Origin of the sequence: Dactylosporangium sp. NPDC051485 (assembly GCF_040682015.1) — a bacterium.
Taxonomy (GTDB): domain Bacteria; phylum Actinomycetota; class Actinomycetes; order Mycobacteriales; family Micromonosporaceae; genus Dactylosporangium.
In genome coordinates this window covers 147044-168653 of sequence record NZ_JBFAZW010000003.1, presented here as the reverse complement: position 1 = coordinate 168653, position 21610 = coordinate 147044, and the positions used below count along the sequence as shown (strand labels likewise).

Below are 21610 nucleotides of genomic sequence, written 5' to 3'. Positions count from 1 at the left end.
CCCACGGCCCGCCGGGCGCGCGCGGCGGAGGCAACGACTGGGCGGTGTGGCCGTGCACGCGGCGGCCTATGCGGTCGCGTTGCTGGGCGCGGGGCCGTTCCTGTGGAGCGTGATCACCGCGGTCAAGCTCAACCGGGACCTGTACGACCCGGCGCACAACCCGTTGTGGTTCAACGCCCCGCCGACCGCCGACCACCTCGTGTACCTGTGGCGGCATACGGCCTTCGCGACGTTCGCGTGGAACACGCTCTGGATCGGTGCGGCGGTGGTCGCGGTGACCCTGCTGCTCGCCACACCGACCGGCTACGCGCTGGCGCGGCTGCGGCGGCCGTGGGCCGGCCATCTCGGCATGGCGATCTTCCTGTGCTACCTCGTCCCGCCGAGCGTGCTGTTCCTGCCGCTGTCGCGGCTCGTCGCCGCCGCCGGTCTGCAGGACTCGGACTGGGCCCTGGTGCTGGTCTATCCGACGCTGACCGTCCCGGTGTCGGTCTGGCTGATGATGGGGTTCTTCGGCGCGATCCCGGCGCAGGTCGAAGAGCAGGCGTTGGTCGACGGCTGCACCCGGTTCGCCGCCTTCCGCCGGGTCGCGCTGCCGCTGGCGGTGCCCGGGCTGGCCGCGGTCGTCGTGCTGAGCTTCGTCCTGTGCGCGAGCGAGTACCTCTACGCGATCGCGTTCATTTCCCCCACCGCCGGGAAGGTCGTCTCGACCGGGATCCCCACCGAGCTGATCAGCGGGGACCTGTTCTACTGGCAGTCCCTGCAGGGTGCCGTCGTGCTCGTCGCGGTGCCGATCGCGGTGGTCTTCAACCTGCTGCTCAAGCGGTTTATCGCGGGGTTCACCGCGGGCGCGGTGACCGTGGGCTGACGCACGGCGCAGCGCCGGCTACGGCGGCGGCCCGATGCCGCCCCTCGGCGCATCGGTGCTGCTGCCCGGCCGGTCATCGAAGATGATGTGGATATTGACGTCGGCGCGGCTGAGTGCCCACAGGCCGATGATGTCGGCGACCGCGAAGATCACCGCGGCGAGGATCGCCAGCACGATCCGCCGCCGGCGTTCCCGGCGCCTCCAGTCGGCCAGGGCGGCCGGGTAGCGGTCCGACGCGCCGTGGATCGAGGTCGCGAGCGCGTCGAACACGTCGCGGAGCTGCTCCTCGGCGACCCCTGGGCCCGCGGCCGAACCGGTCGCGGGTGCCTGACGCGGTCCCGGGCCGGATGGAACGTCACTCATCTCCGCTCCTCCAGTAACCGCGTGAGCGTGGCCATGCCCCGCGACGTGTGTGACTTGACCGCGCCGGCGGAGATGCCCATTGCTGCGGCTATTTCCGATTCTCGCAGATCCAGCCAGTACCGCAGCACCAGCGCTTCGCGCTGCCGGGCCGGCAGCCGCTTGATCGCCTCCACCAGGGCCCGCTGGTCGTCGCGCAGCAGCACCTCGGCCTCGGCCGACCCGACCGACTCGATCACCTGCTCCGCATGCCTGCGTGCCACCTGCAGCCGGCGCACCCGCATCCGCACGAGGTTGCACACGACGGCGCGCACGTAGCTCAGCGCGGCGTCGTGACTGCGTAACCGGTGCCAGCGCCGGTACAGCTCGTAGAACGCCTCCGAGACGATGTCCTCGGCCTCGCCTTCCGCACCGAGCAGCACCGCCAGGCGCAGCAGCGAGGTGTGGTTGGCGTCGAAGAGCCTGGCCAGAGCGGCCTCGCGCGCCAGGCCGGCGAGGTGCTCCCCAGCGGGGCCGAGCTCGGCCGGCGCCGGGTCGGCGGCCGGTGCGAGCGGGCGTGACGACACCTGTTGCGTCACGGGGTCACCGCCCCCGTGGCGGTACCGCTGCCGACTTCCCGGGCCACGCCGAGCCGGTCCAGCGCCGGGGTCAGCGCGGCGGCGACCGCGAGGTTGAGCACCAGCGCGGCGAGCGCGACGTACACGTGCACGCCGGCGAACGAGACGACCGAGGAGAAGCCGCCGGAGGCCACCAGCACGGTCCCCGCGACCATGCCGACGAGCCAGCCGGCGAGCAGCGCGCCGCGGTGCGGCCAACGGGTGAACAGCCCGAGCGCCACCGTGGGAAATGTCTGCAGGATCCACACCCCGCCGAGCAGCTGCAGGTTGATCGCGTCCTGGTCCGGCAGGCCGAAGGCGAACGCCAGCGCCCCGAACTTCGCCACCAGCGACACCGCGCGGGCGACCTGAGCCTGGTGCTTCGGCGTCGCCGACGGGTGGAAGTACTCGACGTAGACGTTGCGCACGAACAGCGTCGCAGCGCCGACCGACATCACCGCGGCGGGCACCAGCGCCCCCACCGCGAGCGCACCGAACACGAGCCCGGCGGCGGCCGGCGAGGCCAGCTCCCGCACCATCAGCGGCACGGCCGCCTCGGCGTTGCCGGGCCGGGCATGCACGCCCGCGGCGAGCGCCGCGACGCCGAGCAGCGCGAAGAGGCCCAGCACCGCGGTCCACGCCGGTAGCCCGATGATCGCCTTGCGGAGCCGGTCGCCGCTGGACGCGGCGAAGGACGCGGTCAGCACGTGCGGATACATGAGCAGCGCGAGCGCGGAGCCGAGTGCCAGCGTGGCGTAGGCGGCGTAGAGCGAGGGGGAGAGGGTCAAGGAGGTCTCCGGTCCGCCGCGCGCGGTGATGGCGTCCTCGGCCTTGCGGAACACCGCCTGCGGCCCGCCGAGCCGGTCGAGCACGAGCACGACGATGCCGACGACCGTGGTGGCGACCAGGATTCCCTTGGCCAGCGAAATGACGGCCGGCGCGCGCAGCCCGCTGCGGTACGTGGCGCCGGCCAGCACCGCGAACACCGCGACCAGCGTGAGGTCGCCCGCGATGCCGTCGGGGTAGAGGCCGCCGGCGAGCAGGACCGCGCGGATGCCGAGGAGTTGCAGGGCGATGTACGGCATGGTGGCGAGGATCCCGGTGAGCGCCACCGCGAGCGCGAGCAGCGGTGAGTCGTAGCGGGTTCGCACGTAGTCGGCCACCGTGGTGTGGCCGTTGTCCTTCGCCACCCGCCACAGCCTCGGCAGGAGCACGAAGGCCAGCGGGTAGACGATCACCGTGTACGCGAGCGCGAAGAACCCCAACGCCCCGACGCCGTACACCAGACCCGGTACCGCGGCGTACGTGTAGGCCGTGTAGATCGTGCCGCCGAGCAGGAACCAGGTGAGCACGGTGCCGAACTGCCGCCCCGCCAGCGCCCAGCCGTCGAGTGTGGGCAGCTCGTCGCGTACCCGGAAGCGCCGCGCGGCGAGCGCGAGCAGCGACGTGCCGGCGACGACCAGCGTGAAGGCGGCGGTGCTGGCGGAATCGACCATGGGCACCCTCTCAGTCCTCCGTATGTTGCGCAGGCTCCCGGATCGGTTGACACGAAACAAGAGGCAATCGGGCAGTAAACCGCGCGACCTGGGTGCGCAACATTCAGGCATCGTCGACGACTGTTCAGGAGGCTGGGATGGCGAGATTCCGCAAGGCAATCAGGGTCGCCGCCTACACCGGCCTGGCACTGCCGCTCGTGGCCATCCTCTGGGTCCCGTTGTACGCGCGGACCACGCCTCGGCTGGCAGGGCTGCCCTTCTTCTACTGGTTCCAGTTCGCCTGGATCTTCCTCAGCGTGGCGCTGATGGCGGCCAGCCATCTGCTGCTCAAGCGCACGGACCCCGGGGTCCGCGCGCCGGGGAGGGATCCGGGCGGACGCCCCCACCCTGGAGAACATGCATGAGCATCTTCACCCCGACGACCCGGGCCCGCCCGGGCGTGCGGTCCATCGCGACCTGGACGGCCGTGTCGCTTGTCGGCGCGGTCGCCTGGGGAGTCGTCGCCCTGGTCCGCGGCGAGCACATCTCGGCGATCTGGCTGGTGTTCGCGGCGCTGTGCTCGTACGCGATCGCGTACCGGTTCTATTCGCGGTTCATCGCCCGGCGCGTGCTCAAGGTCGACGACCGGCGAGCCACGCCCGCGGAGCGACTGGACAACGGCATCGATTACCACGTCACCGACCGCCGGGTACTGCTGGGCCACCACTTCGCCGCGATCGCCGGCGCAGGGCCGCTGGTCGGGCCGATCCTGGCCGCGCAGCTGGGTTACCTGCCCGGGACCATCTGGATCATCGTCGGCGTCGTCTTCGCCGGAGCCGTGCAGGACATGGTGGTCATGTTCCTGTCCATGCGCCGCGACGGGAAGAGCCTGGGCCAGATGGCTCGCGACGAGATCGGCCGGGTCGGCGGCACCGCGGCCCTCGTCGCGGTCTTCTCGATCATGATCATTCTGCTCGGCGTCCTCGCGCTCGTCGTGGTCAACGCGCTGGCGAAGTCGCCCTGGGGCACCTTCTCCATCGCCATGACCATCCCGATCGCCCTGTTCATGGGCTTCTACCTGCGGGTGCTGCGGCCGGGCCGCGTCGTGGAGACCAGCGTGATCGGCGTCGCCCTGCTGGTCCTCGCCATCGCCGCGGGCGGCTGGGTGCAGAACTCGAGCTGGGCGGGTGCGTTCACCCTCAAGCCCGAAACGCTGGTGTTCTGCCTCATCGGCTACGGCTTCATCGCCTCGATCCTGCCGGTGTGGATGCTGCTGACACCACGCGACTACCTGTCCACGTTCATGAAGATCGGCACGATCGCGCTGCTCGCGATCGGCGTGCTCGTGACCAACCCGTCCCTGCAGAACGAGGCGATCACCAAGTTCGCCTCGACCGGCGACGGCCCGGTCTTCGTCGGCGGGCTGTTCCCGTTCGCCTTCATCACGATCACCTGCGGGGCGCTGTCCGGCTTCCACGCGCTGATGTCCTCGGGCACCACGCCGAAGATGATCCAGAAGGAGTCCCAGGTCCGGCTCGTCGGCTACGGCGCCATGCTCATGGAGTCCTTCGTCGCGGTCATGGCCATCATCGCCGCGTCGCTGCTGGACCCGGGGCTGTACTACGCGATGAACTCGCCCGGTGGCGTGGTCGGCGCGACGTTCCAGAGCGCCGCGACCGCGGTGACCAACCTCGGGTTCACCATCACGCCCGACAGCCTGCAGGCCGCATCCGCGGCCGTCGGTGAACCGACGCTGGTGTCGCGTACCGGCGGCGCACCCACCCTCGCGGTGGGTATCTCCGAGATCTTCTCAGGATTCCTCGGCGGTACGGCGGTGAAGGCGTTCTGGTACCACTTCGCGATCATGTTCGAGGCGCTGTTCATCCTGACGACGGTCGACGCCGGAACCCGAGTCGGCCGGTTCATGCTCCAGGACACGCTGGGCAACATCTGGAAGCCGATCGGCCGGGTCAGCTGGCTGCCCGGCGTGTGGCTGAGCAGCGCGGCCGTGGTCGGCGCATGGGGCTACTTCCTCTACACCGGCGTCACCAACCCACTCGGCGGCATCAACCAGCTCTACCCGCTGTTCGGCATCGCCAACCAGCTGCTCGCCGCCGCGGCGCTGAGTGTTGTCACCGTCGTGCTGGTCAAGAGCGGCCGGCTCAAATGGGCCTGGGTCACCGCCATCCCGATGGCCTGGGTCGTGGCGGTGACGATGACCGCCAGCTACCAGAAGATCTTCTCCGCCGACCCGAAAATGGGCTTCTTCGCCCAGCGTCAGCGCTACGCCGACGCGATCGCACACGGCAAGGTCCTCGCACCCGCCAAGAACCTCGACCAGATGCGGCAGGTCGTCATCAACTCCACGGTGCAGGGCGTCCTGGCGGCGCTCCTCGCGGTCCTGATCATCGTCGTCATCGTGGACGGGGCCAGGGTGTGCCTGCAAGCGATCATCCGGGGCCGGGAACTGCCGACGACCGAGGTGCCGTACGTGGAATCGACGATCGTCGCGCCGTCCGGCCTCTTCGCCACGGCTGACGAGCGGCGGGAACTCGTCGGTGCGGCGACCGGCGACGGGATCGGCGAGCGATGAGTCTCCGGCACCTCCCGGCGCGACTGTGGTGGTATCTGCGCGAACTGGCCGGCGAGACCGGCTACGAGCACTACGTCGTGCACCACCGGGAACACCGCGTGGCGGGAGCCCCGCTGACCCGGCGGGAGTTCGAACGGCGCAAGAGCGGCACGGCCATGCGCTGCTGCTGAGTAGGTGACCGCGTCGCGGCCGGACCGGGTTTCCACCGCCCGGCCGGCCGCGACGGTGGCACCTTCAGCCTCCGCGCGGACGGCGCACAGCCGGCGGCGGTCGGATAGCCGACGTTCCTGGCATCCGCCGCCCGACCGCGCGGCCGCCCGTACACCGCCAGACTTGGCGACCATGACTGCGCCACACCAATCGCCCTACCAGGGCGCTCCATATACCACACCGCCGTACCCGCCGCCGGGTCCCGCGCGCAACCGCAGGAAGGTCCTCGGCCTCGTGCTCGGCCTCGTCGGCGGGATGTTCGCGCTCTGCCTCATCCTCGGCACGGTTCTCGTCCTCGCCGGCCGAAACGGCGACCGGCCGGGCGCCACCGACCCGGCCACCCAGGCGGCCACCCGTGCCGCGAACCCGGCCGCCGGCGGCTACAAGCAGCCCACTGACCCGTGCGCGCTCGCCGACCCGAGCCTGCTCGGCCCGCGCGTCGGCACCGGCGCGGGGGAGCCCGTCGAGGAGAAGACCAGGTTCACCCTCAACGGCTGCGAGTACTTCCTCGCCGCCGCCGACGGCGCCCAGGGGCTCAAGGCGTTCGCCAACGTCGACGGCGACACCGCGGCCCGCTACAACGAGTCCGCCGAGGTGTACCCGAAGATCTCCGGCTTCGACGACGAGAAGGTCACCGGCTGCGGCTCGCTGGGCTTCTACACCAGGCGGCTCAGCGCCGGCGACAAGCGCATCGAGGCGATCCTCGTGTGCGTCGACCAGAACCTGTACGTCGAGGTCCGTTTCACCGCCGGCGGCACCGAGCCCTGGGACTCCGACGCCATGAAGACGAACATGGCCGCCCTCGTCAACGGCATGATGACGAAGGTCCCGAAGGCATGACGGCGTGGGCCGGGCCGTCGCGGCCCGGTCCCTCGCTCGAGCGCCGGCTCGCCGCGGGCCACCCGGTCAGAAGCGGGCCGTGGCGCCGGAGAGGCATGACCCCCTGGCCGCCGGCGATCAGCCCATCACGCGGGCGGGCTGAATTCGGTGCGCGAGGGGTTTGCGGGGCGGCACCGGGGAAGTGCGCTCATGCGCCGCGGCGGCCCCGTGGCGTGGGTGAGCAGGGCCAGGAGTCAGCGCCAGGAGATCCGGTCCGAGGTGGGTCATGAGAGTGCGCACCGCCGTCACGGGTATGTCGCTCATCGTCGTCGTGGGGGTCTCGATCATCCTCGTGGGGCGACTGCACCATTGGCACGGGGCAGCACGGCACCACGGTGCGCCACGACCGAGCGGCGCAGCGCAACAGTCCGGGTTCCACGTGGCCAACGGGCGCCTCTACGACGCCAACAACCACGAGTTCGTCATGCGTGGCGTGGGTCAGAACCACGCCGTGTTTCCGGAGAAGACGCCCCGGATGTTCAGCGACGTCAAGGCGATGGGCGCCAACACCGTACGGGTCGAGTTGTCCACCGGCGTGGTCGGGAAACGCAACGACGCCGCCGACGTCGCGCACGTGATCGCCCTGTGCCGGCAGAACCGCCTCATCTGCGTCCTGGTGGTGAACGACACCACGGGCTGGGGTTACCGCCCGGAGGCCATCCCGCAGGCACGGGCGGTGGACTACTGGATCAGCATCCGCAAGGCGCTCATCGGCCAGGAGAAGTACGCCATCCTCGACGTCGCGAACGAGCCGTACGTCCTGGACAACTTCCGCACCTGGCCCGGCGACACGACGGACTCGATCCGCCGCCTGCGCCGGGCGGGCATCCGGCACACCCTCATGGTCGATGCGCCCGACTGGGGCCAGGACCTGTCGTTCACCATGCGCGACCACGCCGCCGAGGTCTTCGCCGGCGACCCGGAGCACAACACCGTCTTCTCCATCCACATCTACGGCGCTTTCAGCCGGGCCACGAACATCCACGACTACGTCGGGCGGTACCTGAAGGCGAAGCTCCCCATCGCGGTGACCGAGTTCGCGTACACCCACCAGGACGGCGACGTCGACGAGGACGCGATCATGTCCGAGGCGCAGGCGCAGGGCATCGGCTACCTCGCCTGGTCCTGGAGCGGCAACAGCGGCGACGTCAGCAACCTCGACATGGCGAACCAGTTCAACGCCAAGTCGCTCACCTGGTGGGGCCGGCGAGTGTTCGACGGCCCCAACGGCATCCGGCAGACCTCCCGTGAGGCGACCGTCTTCACGCCGTAGTGAACAAACCTTGACATTCGGGTGGGGAACTATTCTCATCGATGTATGCGTAGGTGGAGAGGTCTGGCGATCGGCGCCGGGTGCGTGGCGGCCACCGTGGTGGCGATCTCCGCGATGGTGCCGCCGGCCAGCGCCGGCGCGAACCCTGTCGGCGATCCGGGGTTCGAGTCCGGCCTGTCCGGGTGGTCGTGCAGCGGCACGGCGAGCGCCGCGACGGGCACCGTCCATTCCGGGGCGTACGCGCTGAAGGCGACGCCCAGCGCCAGTGACACGGCCCAGTGCACCCAATCCGTGCCGGTCTCGCCGAACACGACGTACACGCTGACGGCGTGGGTGAACGGCAGTTACGTGTACGTCGGGGCCTCCGGCGCGAGCATCTGGACCCCGTCCACCGGTGGGGCGTTCCAGCAGCTCACGACGTCCTTCACGACCTCGTCCACGACCACGAGCGTGACGGTGTTCGTGCACGGGTGGTACGGGCAGCCGACGTACTACGCCGACGACTTCGTCCTGGCGGCCGGCTCGGGCGGCGGCGGCACGACGGCGCCGCCCACTCCCACTCCCACGACGCCGCCGCCGACCTCCGCTTCGGCCAGCCCGACGCCGGCCAAGAGTCCGTCGCCGTCGCCGACCGGTGGCACGGGTCCCGGTGCGAGCCTCGCGGCCTGCCCGTTCTGGTCGACCGTCACCCCACCGGCCCGGGTCGTCGGGCCGAGCCACAACGCGACGAGCCAGGGACCGCTGATCAGCCTGAGCGGCCGGCTTCCCGCGCCGTCCACGGTGACCGGTGCGCTCAGCGGCTCGAGCGTGACGATCACGTTCAGCCGGGTGCCGGGCGCCGCGGCGTACCGGGTGTGGCGCAACAGCCAGTCGATCGGCTGGGTCGACGACTGGGGCCAGGCGACGCTGTCCGTGACCGACAGCGCACCGTGCCGCAGCGCGCACTACACGTTCGCGGCGCTGCGCTCCGACGGCAGCGACGCCTCCACCGGCGCGCTGTCCGAGCCGTACATCCTCGCCGACAGCGGGGCCGTCCAGCCGTACGCCATTGCCGCCGGGACCCAGTTCGAGTACGAGATCACGTCGTACAACGACCTCGGCCAGACGGCGAGCGGCATCAACACCGCGCTGGGTATCTGCGCGGTCGACACGCGGTACATCCCGTGGGGAACCCGCTTCAAGGTGGACGGGTACGGGTACTGCTACGCGGCCGACATCGGCACCTGGATCCAGGGGCAGATCGTGGACGTGTGGCTCCCCGGCGCCGAGGCCGACAACTGGGGCGTGCAGCGGCGAACGATCACCATCCAGTGAAGTGCCCGGTGTGGTTTCGCCGCCTGGACCTTCCGGCGGTGGCCGGCCGGGCCGGCACCGCGGCCGGAGTCACCCGGCCGGCAGCGCAGGGTCACGGCTGCCGACCGGTTGCGTAACACCGGAACGGCAGGCCCATGGGCTGATCGCGGGAGGGGTCATCGGCCGATGGGACGGAAGCGGGGGCCGCTAATACGCGACTCGAAAAAAGGCCTTACCATCGGCTGATGAAGAACACGGCGAGCAGCGCGCCGACGGCGCCGCGGCGGGCGGCGCCGCGTGGACCCGGTCGGGCAGGCGGTGGCGCGGTGCTTGCCGTCGCCGATCAGGCCGTCCACATAGGAGGCTCCGGCGCCTCGAGCCTGGGTGACGGTGATGATGTGCGGGGTGGTGCTGATGGTGCGATTACCGGCCGCGGTTGAGCTGTGCCCACACGTGGTTGCCCGGCCACACGTCAGGTGATCAGGTTGGGACCTACCTGCTCCAGCTTCGTGGACGTGATCAACCAGTGACCGCGTTCGTCGCGGCGGTAGGTCTCGTAGCAGTAGCCTCGCTGGACGAACGGGTCGCCCTGCTTGACCTGGATCACATTCTCCGCCGACCAGACGGCCGATGCGGTCCCGGGGCCAGTAAACTCGATCTCTGAAGTGTGGCAGTAGTGGGCCGAGCGGCCCCCGTCGAGCAGGGCCTTGATCCGCCCCACAAAGTCGTCGGGCGAACGGACGTCACGCATGCTGGTCGAGCCGAACTGGCAGTCGTCGGCGAACAAGGCCCGAAACGCCGCCCAGTCCTGCTGGTCGGCGTAACGGCAGTACCTCGCCCGCACCTGACGCACACGCTCAAGTTCCACAAGGTCATCGTGTTGCACGATACTCCCAGGCGTCGATGAAATAATTCCCGGATACTGTATGCCATGATAAGCTAAGACGAGATAGAGATGGAGTGCGTGAACGTGATCCCCGCTACCGCAAGAAGCGGCCTGGCCGTAGGCCGGAGCGAGGCCGTGCCACGAGTCACCAACGTTCGCCTTGGCACGCAGATCGCCGAACTCGTCCGTGACGACATCCTCTTCGGTCGTTTACCGGCCGGCGCCGCAATCAGTCAGACAATCCTGTGTGAACGTTACGGGACCAGTCGAATGCCGGTGCGTGACGCGCTGCGTCAGCTCAGTCACGAAGGCTTCGTCTACGACGACGGCAAGGGTCACTCGATCGTCGCGGCAATCAGCCGCGAGGACATCCAGGACACCTATGTCATCGAGGGGATCCTGTGCGGGCTGGCCGCCCGACGGGTTGCTGACAACCATGATCCGGAGCAGATCCTGGAGCTCCGGGACTTCCACCGGCGCATGGTCGCCGCGATGGAAGGCGATGACGTCGACCTCATGACGGAACTCAACTGGCATTTCCACCGCCGGGTCAACCAGATGGCGGGCTCGCCGAAACTGCTTGCCGTGTTGCGTTCGCACACGTTGCGGCTGCCCCGTGCTTTCCTGCGCGAGAGCCCGACGTGGATGAAGCGCGCCAATCGGGAGCACGCGAGCATCGTCGCCGCCATTGCCAAGGGCGACAGTGCCAAGGCCGACATGCTGATGAGTGCCCACGTGGCGTCGGTCGGCACCCACATTGCCGATCATCTCAACAGCAGCCCCAGCTGATGCGGCACACCGTGAGCCGGTGCACGACGGCCGGCTCACCGTCATAGCAGTATGGTGTTGCGCGGCAGCATGCCGTGCATGTGTCCACCGTGGATGGTTGCTGGCTCCGGGGCGTAGAGCGGATCGAGCGGATGCGCCCCCCGGTGAGAGCTCGGCGTTGAACATGGCGTGCCGGTGTCCGGTTGATCTTCCCGGAAGGTCCGCCGTCATGTAGGCATGGTGATGGCCCGGCGCATGGCCGGGCTTCTTCCGGGTGCTGGCGCCGGTAGCGCAGCTGGCGCGCTCGCCGTCCCGGGAATCGTCGCTGATCTCGCGGCACGGCCGGATCCGAGATCGCTTCGCCGCCGCCGTCGGGCGAGCATCACCGCCTCGGCAGGCCGCCGAGCGGACCGAGGAACGCTGCCGGCGGATGGACGCGAGGTTCACTGCGAGACCTGCGGGGGCCGGAGAGTGAGACCCTCCGGCCGCCCGACACGACACTCGTTCCCTATTGACGCACCATGTGGGCGGCCCGAAATGCGGGGCCCAGGCCGGTCAGCGAAGCAGCCCGAGGGCGTCCTTGCCGCGAGCGGAGGACTCGAACCAGTCGACGGGTGGCAACGAGGCGTTGTACACCTGCGCGGCATTGCCCACGCAGATGTTGAAGACGTCCTCGACCGGCAGGTGCGCCAGCTGCGACTCGAGCACCTTCTGGGTGTCCGGCCAGGTGCTGTCGCCGTGCGGGTAGTCGCACTCGACGAGCACGTTCTGCGAGCCGATCGTGTCCAGGTTGCGGAACGCCGACGGGTCCTCGAGCGAGGCGAACCAGAAGTTGCGCAGCAGTACCTCCGCGGGGCTCGGCTCGCCCGCCTTCCACACCTCCGAGATCTCCAGCTGCCGGTGTGTGCGCGCCAGCCGCTCCAAGGACATCGGCACCCACGAGGCGCCACCCTCGGAAAGGACGATCTTGATGTTCGGGAACCGCACCGGAATCCTCGAATACACCCAGTCGACGCTGGCGACGATCGCATTCACCGGGAACAGTGCGATCAGCACCTCGACCGGGCTCTTGGGATCCGGAAGGGTCACCATGCCCGACGATCCGACGTGCAGGTTGATCGCCGTGCCGGTCTCCTCACACGCGGCGAAGAACGGGTCCCAACTTCTGTCGTGCAGGGAAGGGAACCCGGCCGTCAGCGGATTCTCCGAGAAGCTGACGGCCTTGAAGCCGCGCTCGGCGTTTCGCCGAATCTCCTGCGCGGCCACCTGCGGGTCGTTGAGCCACGGCAGCTGGCAGGGGATCAGCCGATCCGGGTCGGCGGCACACCACTCCTCGATCATCCAGTCGTTGTATGCCTTGATGCTGGCGAGGCCCACTTCCCGGTCGCGGATCTGGCTGAGCCTGCGGCCGGCGAAGCCCCAGATCACCGAGGGAAAGCAGACGGATCCCCACGCGCCGACGAGGTCCATCTCCTTCAGCCGCAGCCTCGAGTCGGAGACGCCCGCCCGGAAGTCGTCGAGGGTCTGCGCCGCGCCGTTCCACTCGGTCACCGGACGACCCACCGCGCCGTTGACCGTGCCGATCGGCAGCTGCTCGTCCTCGACCAACCAGTACGGGATCTCCGGATCGCCGTTGTAGCCGTATTCGACCCGCGGCGCGGCGTCCCGGAGGTGGCTCGGGAAGCGGTCGCGGAAGGTCGTCACCGGCTCCAGTACGTGGTCGTCCACCGAGATGAACGGGAACCAGACCTCCCTGGGTTCGGGGTCCGGTAGCAGCGTCACCGTGTCCCTGCGCGCGCTGCGACTGCGGGAGCGCGCCGACGTCGCCATGTCCGTCATACCGTTCACTCTGGACTCCATTCTCCACCGTGCCTCGTGTCGGCTGGATCACTAGACAGAGTATCCTGTATCCAGTTACTGTCAACCGATGTTTCAGTCCATCGATAGAACGACCTTGAGGCGGCCGGGCGCCGGCCGGGCGGCCAGGTCGAACGCCGACTGCGGGCCTTGGTCGTGACACGGCACGACCGCCGAGACGTAGGTGTCCAGCAGCCCGGAATGACGCTGGAGGTAGGCGCCCGCGTCGCGCAGCACCCGCTGCCGGTCCCGGGTCACGCCCGCGTCCAGGCGAAGGTTCTTGCGCAGGAAGGCCAGCATCGGGAACGGGTAGAAGGCGTCGTCCGGCATGCCGAAGTAGAAGACCGATCCGCCGAAACGAACGGCCTCCACCGCGTCCACGAGCGTCGAAACCTGATGGCCGATGGCCTCCACCACGATGTCCGGCCGCGCGTCGCCCAAGGACCGTCGCCACTGCGTCGTCGAGGCGTTGACCACCTCGTCGATGCCGTAGTGCCGGCCGAGCTGCGCCCGGTCCACCAGGTCCACCCCGACGACCCGGCGGGCGCCGCGCTGCTTGAGGACGTGACTGAACAGCAGACCAATCGGCCCGAGCCCGAGGACCGCGACGTCTGCTCCCGCCGGGTCCCGCATCCGCTCCACGGCGTAGAGCACGCAGGCCAGCGGCTGCAGCACCACCGCCTCGGCGGGCCGCAGGCCGGCGTCGAATCCCGCCACGCTGTCGCCGGCCGTCACGCAGTACTCGGCCAGGGCGTCGAAGCCGGTCGCCCAGCCCACCACCGTCGATCCCACTTCGTGATCCGGATGCCGCGAAGCCACCACCTCGCCGACCACCTCGTGCATCGGAAACCCGGCATCCGGCGTTGCATCGGCCTCGGTGCGGCCCATCGGCCATCCGTTGCGGAAGTGCGGCAGGTCGCTGCCGCAGACGCCGCCCGCCAGCATGCGCAGCAGCACGCTGCCCTCGGGCATGGCTTCGGCGTCCGGATCGGCGACCTCGACGCGTCGCAGCGTGGCCGGCGCGCACAACTGGTAAGCCCACATGTGTTTCCTCCGGAGGTTGTGAAATGAAGGCCTATGAAGCCCTGGCGGAGTCGTTGTTCCGGTGTGGCGTGCGGACGATGTTCGGCGTCCTCGGCGACGCGAACATGCAGTACGTGTCGGCCTTCACGGACCAGCAGTCCGCCCGGTTCGTGGGGGCCGTCGTGGAAGGCAGCGCGGTCGGGATGGCCGACGGCTTCCACCGGGCCACGCAGGAGCTCGGCGTGGTCAGCGTGACCCACGGGCCCGGGTTCACCAACGCGCTCACGGCGCTCACCGAGGCGGTCCGTGCGCGCAGCTCGCTGCTGCTGCTGACCGGCGCACCGGCGGTGCGGCGCCACCATCCGCAACAGCTCGACCTTCAGGCCGGGGCCAGGCTGGCCGGAGCCGACTACTGGCGGGTCCTCAAGGCCGAGCACCTGGCAGACGACCTCCACAACCTGGCCGGACGCGCGGTGCGCGACGGGCAGGCCATCGTGGTCGACGTCCCGTTCGAGTTGCTCGATGCCCAGGTGCCGGCGCCGACGCGCACCGCGCCGCGCGCCCGCCGGCCGGTGATTCCCGCCGACGAGGAGGCGTTGGACCAGGCGCTGGGCATCGCCTTCAGCGCGCGCAAGCCGGTGATCCTCGCCGGCCACGGCGCCGTGCTCGCCGATGCCGGCGACGAGCTGCGGGAGCTGGCGGCCGTGCTGCGTGCCCCGCTGTGCACCACCCTGCTGGCCCGTGATCTGTTCCGCGATGCCGAGTTCAACCTCGGCATCATGGGCACGCTGTCGACCGACGTGGCCAGTCAGGTGCTGGCCGACGCGGACTGTCTGCTCGTCTTCGGGGCCGGCCTCAACGGGTACACGACGCTCGAGGGCGAGCTGCTGGGGGACCGGGCCGTCGTGCGCTGCGATGCCGACCCACGGGCGCAGTTCCGCCGCGGCGACCACGGACACTTCGTGCTGGGCGACGCCAAGCTGGTCGCCCGATCCATGGTGGACGCGCTGTCCGGTGTGGACCGGCCGGCGACGGCGTCGCTGTGCACCGAGGCCCTCGCGAAGCAGCTCGCCTCGGCACACCCCCGCGACGACTTCGAAGACTCCTCGACGCCACGTCACCTCGACATGCGCACCGCCGTGATCGACCTCGACGAACTGCTGCCGCCGGACCGCTTCGTCGTCACGGACGCGGGCCGCTTCATCCAGGCGGCCTGGCGCTACCTGCACGTGGGGAAGCCGGGCCGCTTCACCCATGCCACGAACTTCGGGTCCATCGGCCTCTCGCTCGGCCTCGGTCTCGGCGTTGCGCTCGCCGACCCGTCCCGGCCCACCGTGGTCGTCGCCGGGGACGGCGGCACGATGATGAACCTGATCGAGTTCTCCACCGCGGCGCGGGAGCGACTGCCGCTGGTCCTCGTCGTGCTCAACGACGGCTCGTACGGTGCCGAGTACACCAAGCTGGAGCAGTTCGGGTTGGACCCGGCACTGTCCCTGATGCAATGGCCGGACCTGGCCCGCGTCGCCGAGGCGCTCGGTGGGCACGGCGTGACCGTCCGGACGCGCACGGAGCTTGCGGAGGCCGTCGGGACCGCCGGGGCCGGTCAGCTGCCGCTGCTGATCGACGTCCAGGTCGACCCCCGGGTCGACATCACCGCGCGGCGGCAGCGCCCCCGGTGACCTGCGTCCGAGACTCGTTGCCGTAGTCGTCGGGGAACTCGAGTGACTCGGGGGCGCGACCGCGCGGATCAGGCGGTGACCCACTGCGCCTGATGCGTGCCGAGCGCGACCGGCGCGCTGCGGTAGAACGGCGGGGTGAGGCCCATCTGGACGACCGGACCCACGTAGTCGAGCCTGCCGAGCTCGGTCTGCCAGGCCAGCATCGCCCCGCCGTCCAGCGGCGTGCCCGCCGGCGGCGCCTCCGGCAGCACGCCCACCCGGAACAGCCACTCGAGCGTCTGACACAGGGAGGCCCGGACATGCCAGGAGCCGCCTACGCTCGCCCGTAGGTTCAGCGCGACCAGGGCGCCGTAGGCGGCGAGATAGCCGGTGACGTAGTCGGCGAAGGGCGTCGGGAGCAGCCGGGGGTCACCGTCCGGCCCCTGCTCCACCATCACGCCGGTCGCCGCCTCGGCCGTCTGCTCCCAGCCGGCCCGGTCGCGCCAGGGACCGCCCGGGCCGTAGCAGTTGACCGAGACGTAGACGATCCCCGGCCGGCGGGCGACCGCGTCGGCCAGGCCCACGCCACGCCGCTGCAGGGATCCCCATCGGTAGCCGTCGCAGATCACGTCGGCCTGTTCGACCAGCCCGTGCAACCGGTCGCGTCCCTCGGGCCGGTCCAGGGAGATCCAGCAGGTTCGCTTGCCATGACCGGTGTCGGTGGAGGACGGCACGCTGAAGGGCAGTCCCGGCCCGCTGACGAGCAGGACCTCGGCGCCGTGCTCGCCGAGGGTGCGTGCACAGGTCGGGCCGGCCAGTACCCGGGACAGGTCGAGCACCCGCACCCCGTCCAGCGGGGCGGTCCCCGGCGGCAGCGGTTCCGGGTCGCTGTCGCCCACCCGCACGATCTCCACCGCCGGCAGGCCGCTCACGTACTGACCCTGCGGATGGTCCAGCCACTCCTGCCGGGTGCGCACGCGGGCGGCCGAGACCCGGCGCTGCGCCAGCGCGTCTTCCAGCGCCTGCGCCGGCCAGGTCGCCGTGGCGGCGGCCACCGACGCCCGGTCGTCAGGGCAGCCGAGCACCTCCAGGATGCCGTCGCGCAGCCCCGGAAAGAGGCCCTGCAGGAAGATCCAGCCTCCGTCGGCGCAGCGGTAGCGCCCCACCGTCGCCTCATCGGAGAGCGGCAGTGGGGCACCGTCCAACCGGGCCAGGTACAGCGAGGACAGCATCCGCGCCGCCGCGAGCACGTCCACTGTCACCACCTGTCCCTGCCCGGTGCGCAGCTCGTGCAGCCGAGCCGCCTGCTGGCCGCACAGCGCCAGCGCCACCGCACCGACTTCGGCCAGCGGAAGGCGGCTGGGGTAGACCGGGTCCGCGCCGGTGATCGTCAACGCAGACGATTCCGCCAGGGGCGTCTGCATCGCGGCGAGGATCGACCCGAGACGTGCAGCATCCACAGGAACAACCTTTCTTTCGCGCCTTCGCGCTGTCGCGGGACCGCGGTTGGGTGGGCCGTCAGTCGCCGTCGGCGTCCCGGCCCGCCGACGCGTGCGTCAGGGGCGCAGAGGCCGGCCGAGGGGGAGCCTGCTCGGCGGTGTCCCCGCGCATTCGGTACCGGCGCAGCAACTTGTTCGTCCACAGTGAGGCGGTCCCGACCAGACCCCGCGGCGCCATCAGCATCACCAGCACGATGATGACCCCGTTGATGATGCCGGGAGCCGACCGCGAGATCCCGCCGCCGATGTCCGGCAGGATGACGGTGAACAGACCGCCGACGAGCGCACCGCTGATCGTGCCCAGGCCGCCCAGGACGATGCCCGTGAGCATCGTGATCGAGATCGTGAACGACACGCTCTCCGGACCGATGTAGCCCAGCAGCATGACCTGCAGGCCGCCGGCGTAGCCCGCGAAGACGGCGCTGGTCGCGAACACCGTTGCCTTCACCCGCGACAGCGACACCCCCATCGAGGCCGCCGCGATCGGGTTGTCCCGCACCGACATGATGGCCAGCCCCCAGCGTCCACGCACCAGGTTGGCGCCGAGCGCGAACACGACGATCGCGCAGAGCACGATCACCAGGTAGAGGAACTGGTCGGCGGTGAGCCCCAGCCAGGACGGCGAGGTCGGCTGGTCGGCCGTCGGCACGATGATGCCCGGAGTGCCTCCGCTCAGCGACTTGAACTGCTGCAGGAGCTGCGGGAAGGCGAAGGCGAGCGCCACCGTGATCAACGACAGTGACATGCCCGAGAACCGCAGTGCCGGCACGCCGACGATGACCCCGGCGACGGCACAGAGCACGATCGCGAGGAGGATCGCCATGGGGTAGGACATGCCGTAACGGGTCACGCAGATGGCCGTGGTGTAGGCGCCGATGCCGAAGAACGCCCCGTGCCCCAGCGAGATCTGGCCGTTGTAGCCGGTGAGCAGGTTGAGCCCGAGCATGGCGATGGCCCACGTCGCGGCCGTCGCGAGCTGGAAGAGCCGGAAGTCGGGCAGGATCCACGTCAGTGCCACCGCCACGACGGCGAGCACCAGGAAGACGGTCCGCTTGTCTTTCATACCCGCACCACCGGCGGCCGGCCGAAGATCCCGTTGGGCCGCAGAAGCAGGACGACAGCGATCAGGCCGAACGCGATCACCAGGCTCAGGCTGTTGCCGTACGGGTGCCAGTACGTGCTGAGGAACGCCTGGAGCAGGCCGACCGTCAGCCCGCCGACCACTGCGCCGACCGGCGAGTCGAGCCCGCCCAGCACCGCGCCGGCGAAGGCGAACACGAGTACCGAACCCATGATGTTGGGTTGCAGCCCGAGGGTCTGCGCCGACATGGTGCCGGCGATTGCCCCCAGCGCGCAGGCCAGCCCCCATCCCACGCCGAGCATGGTGCCGACGGAGATGCCGACCAGCTTGGCCGACGGCGCGTTCATCGACGCCCCGCGCAGGCCCAGACCCAGCTTGGTGTACCGGAACAGGGCGAAGACCAGCCCCAGCGCGGCGCAGAGCACGGCGACCAGCACGATGGTGTCCCAGCTGATGATCGCGCCGCCCACCTGCAACGGACTGGTCGGCCAGGGCGTCTGCACGATCTTGGTGACGGTCCCGAACATCTGGCCCGCCCCGGAGTTCACCACGAAGAACAACCCCAGCGTGATGATGATCAGCGTCAGTGGCGGCGCCGCCTCGACCCATCTGATGATGGCGCGTTCGATGACGAAGCCGATGACGAACGAGATCAGGATGGCCATGATGAACGCCACCACCCAGGGCATGCTGTCGATGCCGAAGGGACGGAAGCCCCGGTTCTGCAGCTCCCAGGCGACGAACGCGGAGAGCATGGCCAGCTCCCCCTGGGCGAAGTTGGGGATGTTGGTGGCGCGGTGCACCATGATCAGGGCCAGCGCGAGCGCGGCATAGATCGCCCCGCTTGCGAGCCCGTCGAATATTGCCTGCAGGAAAGGTCTCATCTCAAACACCTAGGTATGAGCGTTGGATGGCGGGGTCGTTGCGCATGCTCTCCGCGCTGCCGGACCGGATGATCCGGCCGACTTCCATGAGGTGGGCCCCGGTGGCGATCTCCAGGGCGACGTGGGCGTTCTGTTCGACGACGACGGCGGTCACGCCGAAATCCGCGACGACGGTGGCCAGGGCGGCGTACACCTGACGTACCACCAGTGGGGCCAGGCCCAGCGACGGCTCGTCGAGCAGCAGCAGCCGGGGCTCGGACATCAACGCCCGGCCGATCGCCAGCATCTGCTGCTCGCCACCGGACAGCGAGCCCGCCCGCTGGCTGCGCCGGGTGGCCAGCGCCGGGAACAACTCGTACATGCGGCTCATGTCGCGGCGGATCGCGGCCCGGTCGGAGCGGCGCCAGGCGCCGATCTCCAGGTTTTCCTCGACGGTCAGGCCGACGAAGGTGCCACGTCCCTCCGGCACGTGCGCCACGCCCAGCCGGGCGATCTTCTCCGGGGCCAGGCGGGTGATGTCCTTGCCCGCGATGCGGATCGACCCCTTCACCGTCGGCAGCATTCCGCTGATCGCGCGCAGCAGCGTGGTCTTCCCGGCGCCGTTGGACCCCAGCACGGAGACCACGGCCCCGTCGTCGACCGTCATGCTGACGTCGCGCAGGACGCGGACCAGACCGTAGCCGCCGTTGAGCTCGGAGATCTCGAGCAGCGTCATTCCCCACCTCCGAGATACGCCGCGATGACGGCCGGAATCTCACTGACCTCCGCGGGGGTGCCGGCCGCGATGGTGCGGCCGAAGTTGAGCACCGTCACCCGGTCGCACAGCTTCATGACCAGGCCCATGTGGTGCTCCACGAGCAGGATCGTCAGCGACCGCGAGGAGCGCACCCGGCGGATGAGCTCCATGAACTCGTCGACCTCTTCGTGCGACAGCCCGCCGGCCGGCTCGTCCAGCAGCAGCAGCGAGGCTCCCGAGACCAGGGCGCGGGCGATCTCGATCCTCTTGAGGGTGCCGTAGGGCAGCTCGCTGATCCGCAGGTCCGCCACGGCGGAGAGGCCCAGCTCGGCCATCGCCGCGTCGGCCTGCTCCCTGACGGCCGTCTCCTCGCGCAGCACCTGCGGCAGCCGCAGGGCGTTGGAGACCCAGCCGGTCTGGCGTGTCCGGTGCAGCCCGACGATCACGTTCTCCCGCGCCGTCAGCTGCGGGAAGAGCGCCAGGTTCTGGAACGTGCGGCTGATGCCGTGGTTGGCGATGCGGTCCGGCCGCAGCCCACGCAACTGCTGGCCGCGATACTCGATGCTGCCGGCGTCGGCCTGGTACACCCCGGTCAAGCAGTTGAACAGCGTCGTCTTGCCCGCGCCGTTGGGCCCGATGAGCGCGGTGATCTCGTTCTCGTAGGCGGTGACGGACGCCTCCGAAAGCGCGACCAGACCGCCGAAGCGCACCGTCAGTCCAGAGACCTCCAGCGCGACCGGGTCCGCGTGGCCGCCCGCATTGGCGGCGGTGGCGGTGCTCACTGCGGCCTCAGGGTGGACATGACGTCGCGGTAGAAGCGGATCAGGATGGCCGAGTCGAACGGGAGGAAGAAGCCACGCACGCCCATCTGCTCGTACCGGGCCACCGCCTCCTGCACCCGGGCGGGACCGGTCCCCGCGCCCATGATGTTCACGAAGACGGCCACCGAGTGCTTCGAGGCCTGCTCGACCGCCCGCTGGACCATCTCGTCCATCTCCGGGTGGGTGTAGTCGTTGGGATGACCGAACTCGTTGGCCAGGTCGCTCATCCCGAGGAAGACCGCCTGCAGCCCGTCCACCGTCACGATGTCCTCGAGCTGTTCGGCCGCCAGCCTGCTCTCGATCAGCGGCAGCAGCCACGCGTGGGCGTGCTCGTTGGCCGTCTGCTCGTCCAGGCCCGCACGTTCCTCGGGTGTGCCGTGCGCCTCGAACTCGAACTTGGGCAGGTAGATGCGCCGGTGCGAGTTGGTGGTCGGATGCAGGGCGGACGCGACCTGTTCCGGCGTCTCCAGCGACGCCATCACCACGTCCGCGCCGATGGAGACCGCGCGCAGGACGTCCGTCGCGATGTGGTGGTCGACCATGTCCCGGCGGCCGGACCACGGGTAGGACGGTACCCGGATCATGGTGCTCATGCCGTACCGCTCGGCGGCCAGCGCCATCGCCGACGCGGTGCGCCAGTCGAGTGCGCCGAGCATCATGTCCATGCACATGAAGTCCAGTCCGAGCGAGCCCATGATCTCGACTACCTCGGGCTGGTTGATCAGGGTGAACGCCCCGTAGGTACTGCCCCCGCTGGCAAGTTGGGAGAACATCTTGGTTCGCATCAGAACCCCTTGTGGTCGGTCGACCGCGTCCGATGCGGGGACGCGGTCGACAAGCTCATGTGGAGTCA

The 21610-nt window shown here is 69.9% G+C and carries 21 protein-coding genes; 9 read left to right on the top strand and 12 right to left on the bottom strand.

The features are described from left to right. Nucleotides 1-46 precede the first annotated feature (46 nt). Nucleotides 47-865 carry a carbohydrate ABC transporter permease gene (locus AB0M46_RS02710; RefSeq protein WP_363332496.1) on the top strand — a complete coding sequence of 273 codons (819 nt, stop codon included), beginning with the start codon at nucleotides 47-49 and terminating at the stop codon, nucleotides 863-865. An 18-nt stretch (nucleotides 866-883) separates the two neighbouring features. Here AB0M46_RS02710 and AB0M46_RS02705 read toward each other — a convergent pair whose 3' ends face one another. Genes AB0M46_RS02705 through AB0M46_RS02695 form a run of 3 tightly spaced genes read right to left on the bottom strand, consistent with a single transcriptional unit; the run spans nucleotide 884 to nucleotide 3323 of the window. Further along, on the bottom strand, nucleotides 884-1228 hold the full coding sequence (locus AB0M46_RS02705) for a hypothetical protein (RefSeq protein ID WP_363332495.1): 345 nt from the start codon (nucleotides 1226-1228) through the stop codon (nucleotides 884-886). After that, on the bottom strand, nucleotides 1225-1803 hold the full coding sequence (locus AB0M46_RS02700) for a sigma-70 family RNA polymerase sigma factor (RefSeq protein WP_363332493.1): 579 nt from the start codon (nucleotides 1801-1803) through the stop codon (nucleotides 1225-1227). Before AB0M46_RS02700 ends, AB0M46_RS02705 begins: the two co-directional genes overlap by 4 nt. Continuing rightward, nucleotides 1800-3323: a sodium:solute symporter gene (locus tag AB0M46_RS02695; protein WP_363332492.1), complete on the bottom strand. Its 1524-nt coding sequence runs from the start codon at nucleotides 3321-3323 to the stop codon at nucleotides 1800-1802. The genes AB0M46_RS02700 and AB0M46_RS02695 overlap by 4 nt, the downstream gene beginning before the upstream one ends. 131 nt (nucleotides 3324-3454) lie before the next feature. On the opposite strand from AB0M46_RS02695, the gene AB0M46_RS02690 reads away from it, so the two are divergent. From AB0M46_RS02690 to AB0M46_RS02665, 6 genes are all read left to right on the top strand, one after another. Further along, nucleotides 3455-3721: a DUF3311 domain-containing protein gene (locus tag AB0M46_RS02690; RefSeq protein ID WP_363332491.1), complete on the top strand. Its 267-nt coding sequence runs from the start codon at nucleotides 3455-3457 to the stop codon at nucleotides 3719-3721. Further along, nucleotides 3718-5889, top strand: coding sequence for a carbon starvation CstA family protein (locus AB0M46_RS02685; RefSeq protein WP_363332490.1), 2172 nt, complete (start codon nucleotides 3718-3720; stop codon nucleotides 5887-5889). The genes AB0M46_RS02690 and AB0M46_RS02685 overlap by 4 nt, the downstream gene beginning before the upstream one ends. Then, a complete protein-coding gene (locus tag AB0M46_RS02680) occupies nucleotides 5886-6059 on the top strand; it encodes a YbdD/YjiX family protein (RefSeq protein ID WP_363332489.1) in 174 nt (57 codons plus the stop codon). The genes AB0M46_RS02685 and AB0M46_RS02680 overlap by 4 nt, the downstream gene beginning before the upstream one ends. A 172-nt stretch (nucleotides 6060-6231) precedes the next feature. Continuing rightward, the gene (locus tag AB0M46_RS02675) at nucleotides 6232-6939 is read left to right on the top strand and encodes a hypothetical protein (protein WP_363332488.1); all 708 of its coding nucleotides are present in this window, start codon (nucleotides 6232-6234) and stop codon (nucleotides 6937-6939) included. Between the two features lie 265 nt (nucleotides 6940-7204). Next, nucleotides 7205-8251 (top strand): cellulase family glycosylhydrolase, encoded by a 1047-nt coding sequence (locus tag AB0M46_RS02670; RefSeq protein ID WP_363332487.1) that lies wholly within the window; start codon nucleotides 7205-7207, stop codon nucleotides 8249-8251. Nucleotides 8252-8296: 45 nt separating this feature from the next. After that, entirely contained in the window at nucleotides 8297-9565 is a 1269-nt protein-coding gene (locus tag AB0M46_RS02665; protein ID WP_363332486.1) for a carbohydrate binding domain-containing protein, read from the top strand. Nucleotides 9566-10016: 451 nt separating this feature from the next. On the opposite strand, the gene AB0M46_RS02660 is transcribed toward AB0M46_RS02665, so the two are convergent. Further along, nucleotides 10017-10412, bottom strand: a complete 396-nt coding sequence (locus tag AB0M46_RS02660; RefSeq protein ID WP_363332485.1) for a nuclear transport factor 2 family protein — start codon at nucleotides 10410-10412, stop codon at nucleotides 10017-10019. A gap of 96 nt (nucleotides 10413-10508) precedes the next feature. On the opposite strand from AB0M46_RS02660, the gene AB0M46_RS02655 reads away from it, so the two are divergent. Then, nucleotides 10509-11219: a GntR family transcriptional regulator gene (locus AB0M46_RS02655; RefSeq protein ID WP_363332484.1), complete on the top strand. Its 711-nt coding sequence runs from the start codon at nucleotides 10509-10511 to the stop codon at nucleotides 11217-11219. 534 nt (nucleotides 11220-11753) lie between these two features. On the opposite strand, the gene AB0M46_RS02650 is transcribed toward AB0M46_RS02655, so the two are convergent. After that, a complete protein-coding gene (locus tag AB0M46_RS02650) occupies nucleotides 11754-13037 on the bottom strand; it encodes an amidohydrolase family protein (protein ID WP_363332516.1) in 1284 nt (427 codons plus the stop codon). A 93-nt stretch (nucleotides 13038-13130) separates the two neighbouring features. Further along, on the bottom strand, nucleotides 13131-14099 hold the full coding sequence (locus tag AB0M46_RS02645) for a zinc-binding dehydrogenase (RefSeq protein WP_363332483.1): 969 nt from the start codon (nucleotides 14097-14099) through the stop codon (nucleotides 13131-13133). Nucleotides 14100-14122: 23 nt separating this feature from the next. Here AB0M46_RS02645 and AB0M46_RS02640 point away from each other — a divergent pair, with 23 nt between their 5' ends. Continuing rightward, entirely contained in the window at nucleotides 14123-15757 is a 1635-nt protein-coding gene (locus AB0M46_RS02640) for a thiamine pyrophosphate-binding protein (RefSeq protein ID WP_363332482.1), read from the top strand. A 68-nt stretch (nucleotides 15758-15825) separates the two neighbouring features. On the opposite strand, the gene AB0M46_RS02635 is transcribed toward AB0M46_RS02640, so the two are convergent. From AB0M46_RS02635 to AB0M46_RS02610, 6 genes are read right to left on the bottom strand one after another with little or no spacing between them, the layout of a single operon-like run. Then, the gene (locus AB0M46_RS02635; protein WP_363332481.1) at nucleotides 15826-17196 is read right to left on the bottom strand and encodes a CoA transferase; all 1371 of its coding nucleotides are present in this window, start codon (nucleotides 17194-17196) and stop codon (nucleotides 15826-15828) included. Between the two features lie 58 nt (nucleotides 17197-17254). Continuing rightward, a complete protein-coding gene (locus AB0M46_RS02630) occupies nucleotides 17255-18298 on the bottom strand; it encodes a branched-chain amino acid ABC transporter permease (protein ID WP_363332480.1) in 1044 nt (347 codons plus the stop codon). Continuing rightward, on the bottom strand, nucleotides 18295-19200 hold the full coding sequence (locus AB0M46_RS02625; RefSeq protein WP_363332479.1) for a branched-chain amino acid ABC transporter permease: 906 nt from the start codon (nucleotides 19198-19200) through the stop codon (nucleotides 18295-18297). Before AB0M46_RS02625 ends, AB0M46_RS02630 begins: the two co-directional genes overlap by 4 nt. 1 nt (nucleotide 19201) lies before the next feature. Then, on the bottom strand, nucleotides 19202-19915 hold the full coding sequence (locus AB0M46_RS02620) for an ABC transporter ATP-binding protein (protein ID WP_363332478.1): 714 nt from the start codon (nucleotides 19913-19915) through the stop codon (nucleotides 19202-19204). After that, on the bottom strand, nucleotides 19912-20718 hold the full coding sequence (locus AB0M46_RS02615) for an ABC transporter ATP-binding protein (RefSeq protein WP_363332477.1): 807 nt from the start codon (nucleotides 20716-20718) through the stop codon (nucleotides 19912-19914). The genes AB0M46_RS02620 and AB0M46_RS02615 overlap by 4 nt, the downstream gene beginning before the upstream one ends. After that, nucleotides 20715-21542 (bottom strand): aldolase/citrate lyase family protein, encoded by an 828-nt coding sequence (locus tag AB0M46_RS02610; RefSeq protein ID WP_363332476.1) that lies wholly within the window; start codon nucleotides 21540-21542, stop codon nucleotides 20715-20717. The genes AB0M46_RS02615 and AB0M46_RS02610 overlap by 4 nt, the downstream gene beginning before the upstream one ends. Nucleotides 21543-21610: the final 68 nt, after the last annotated feature.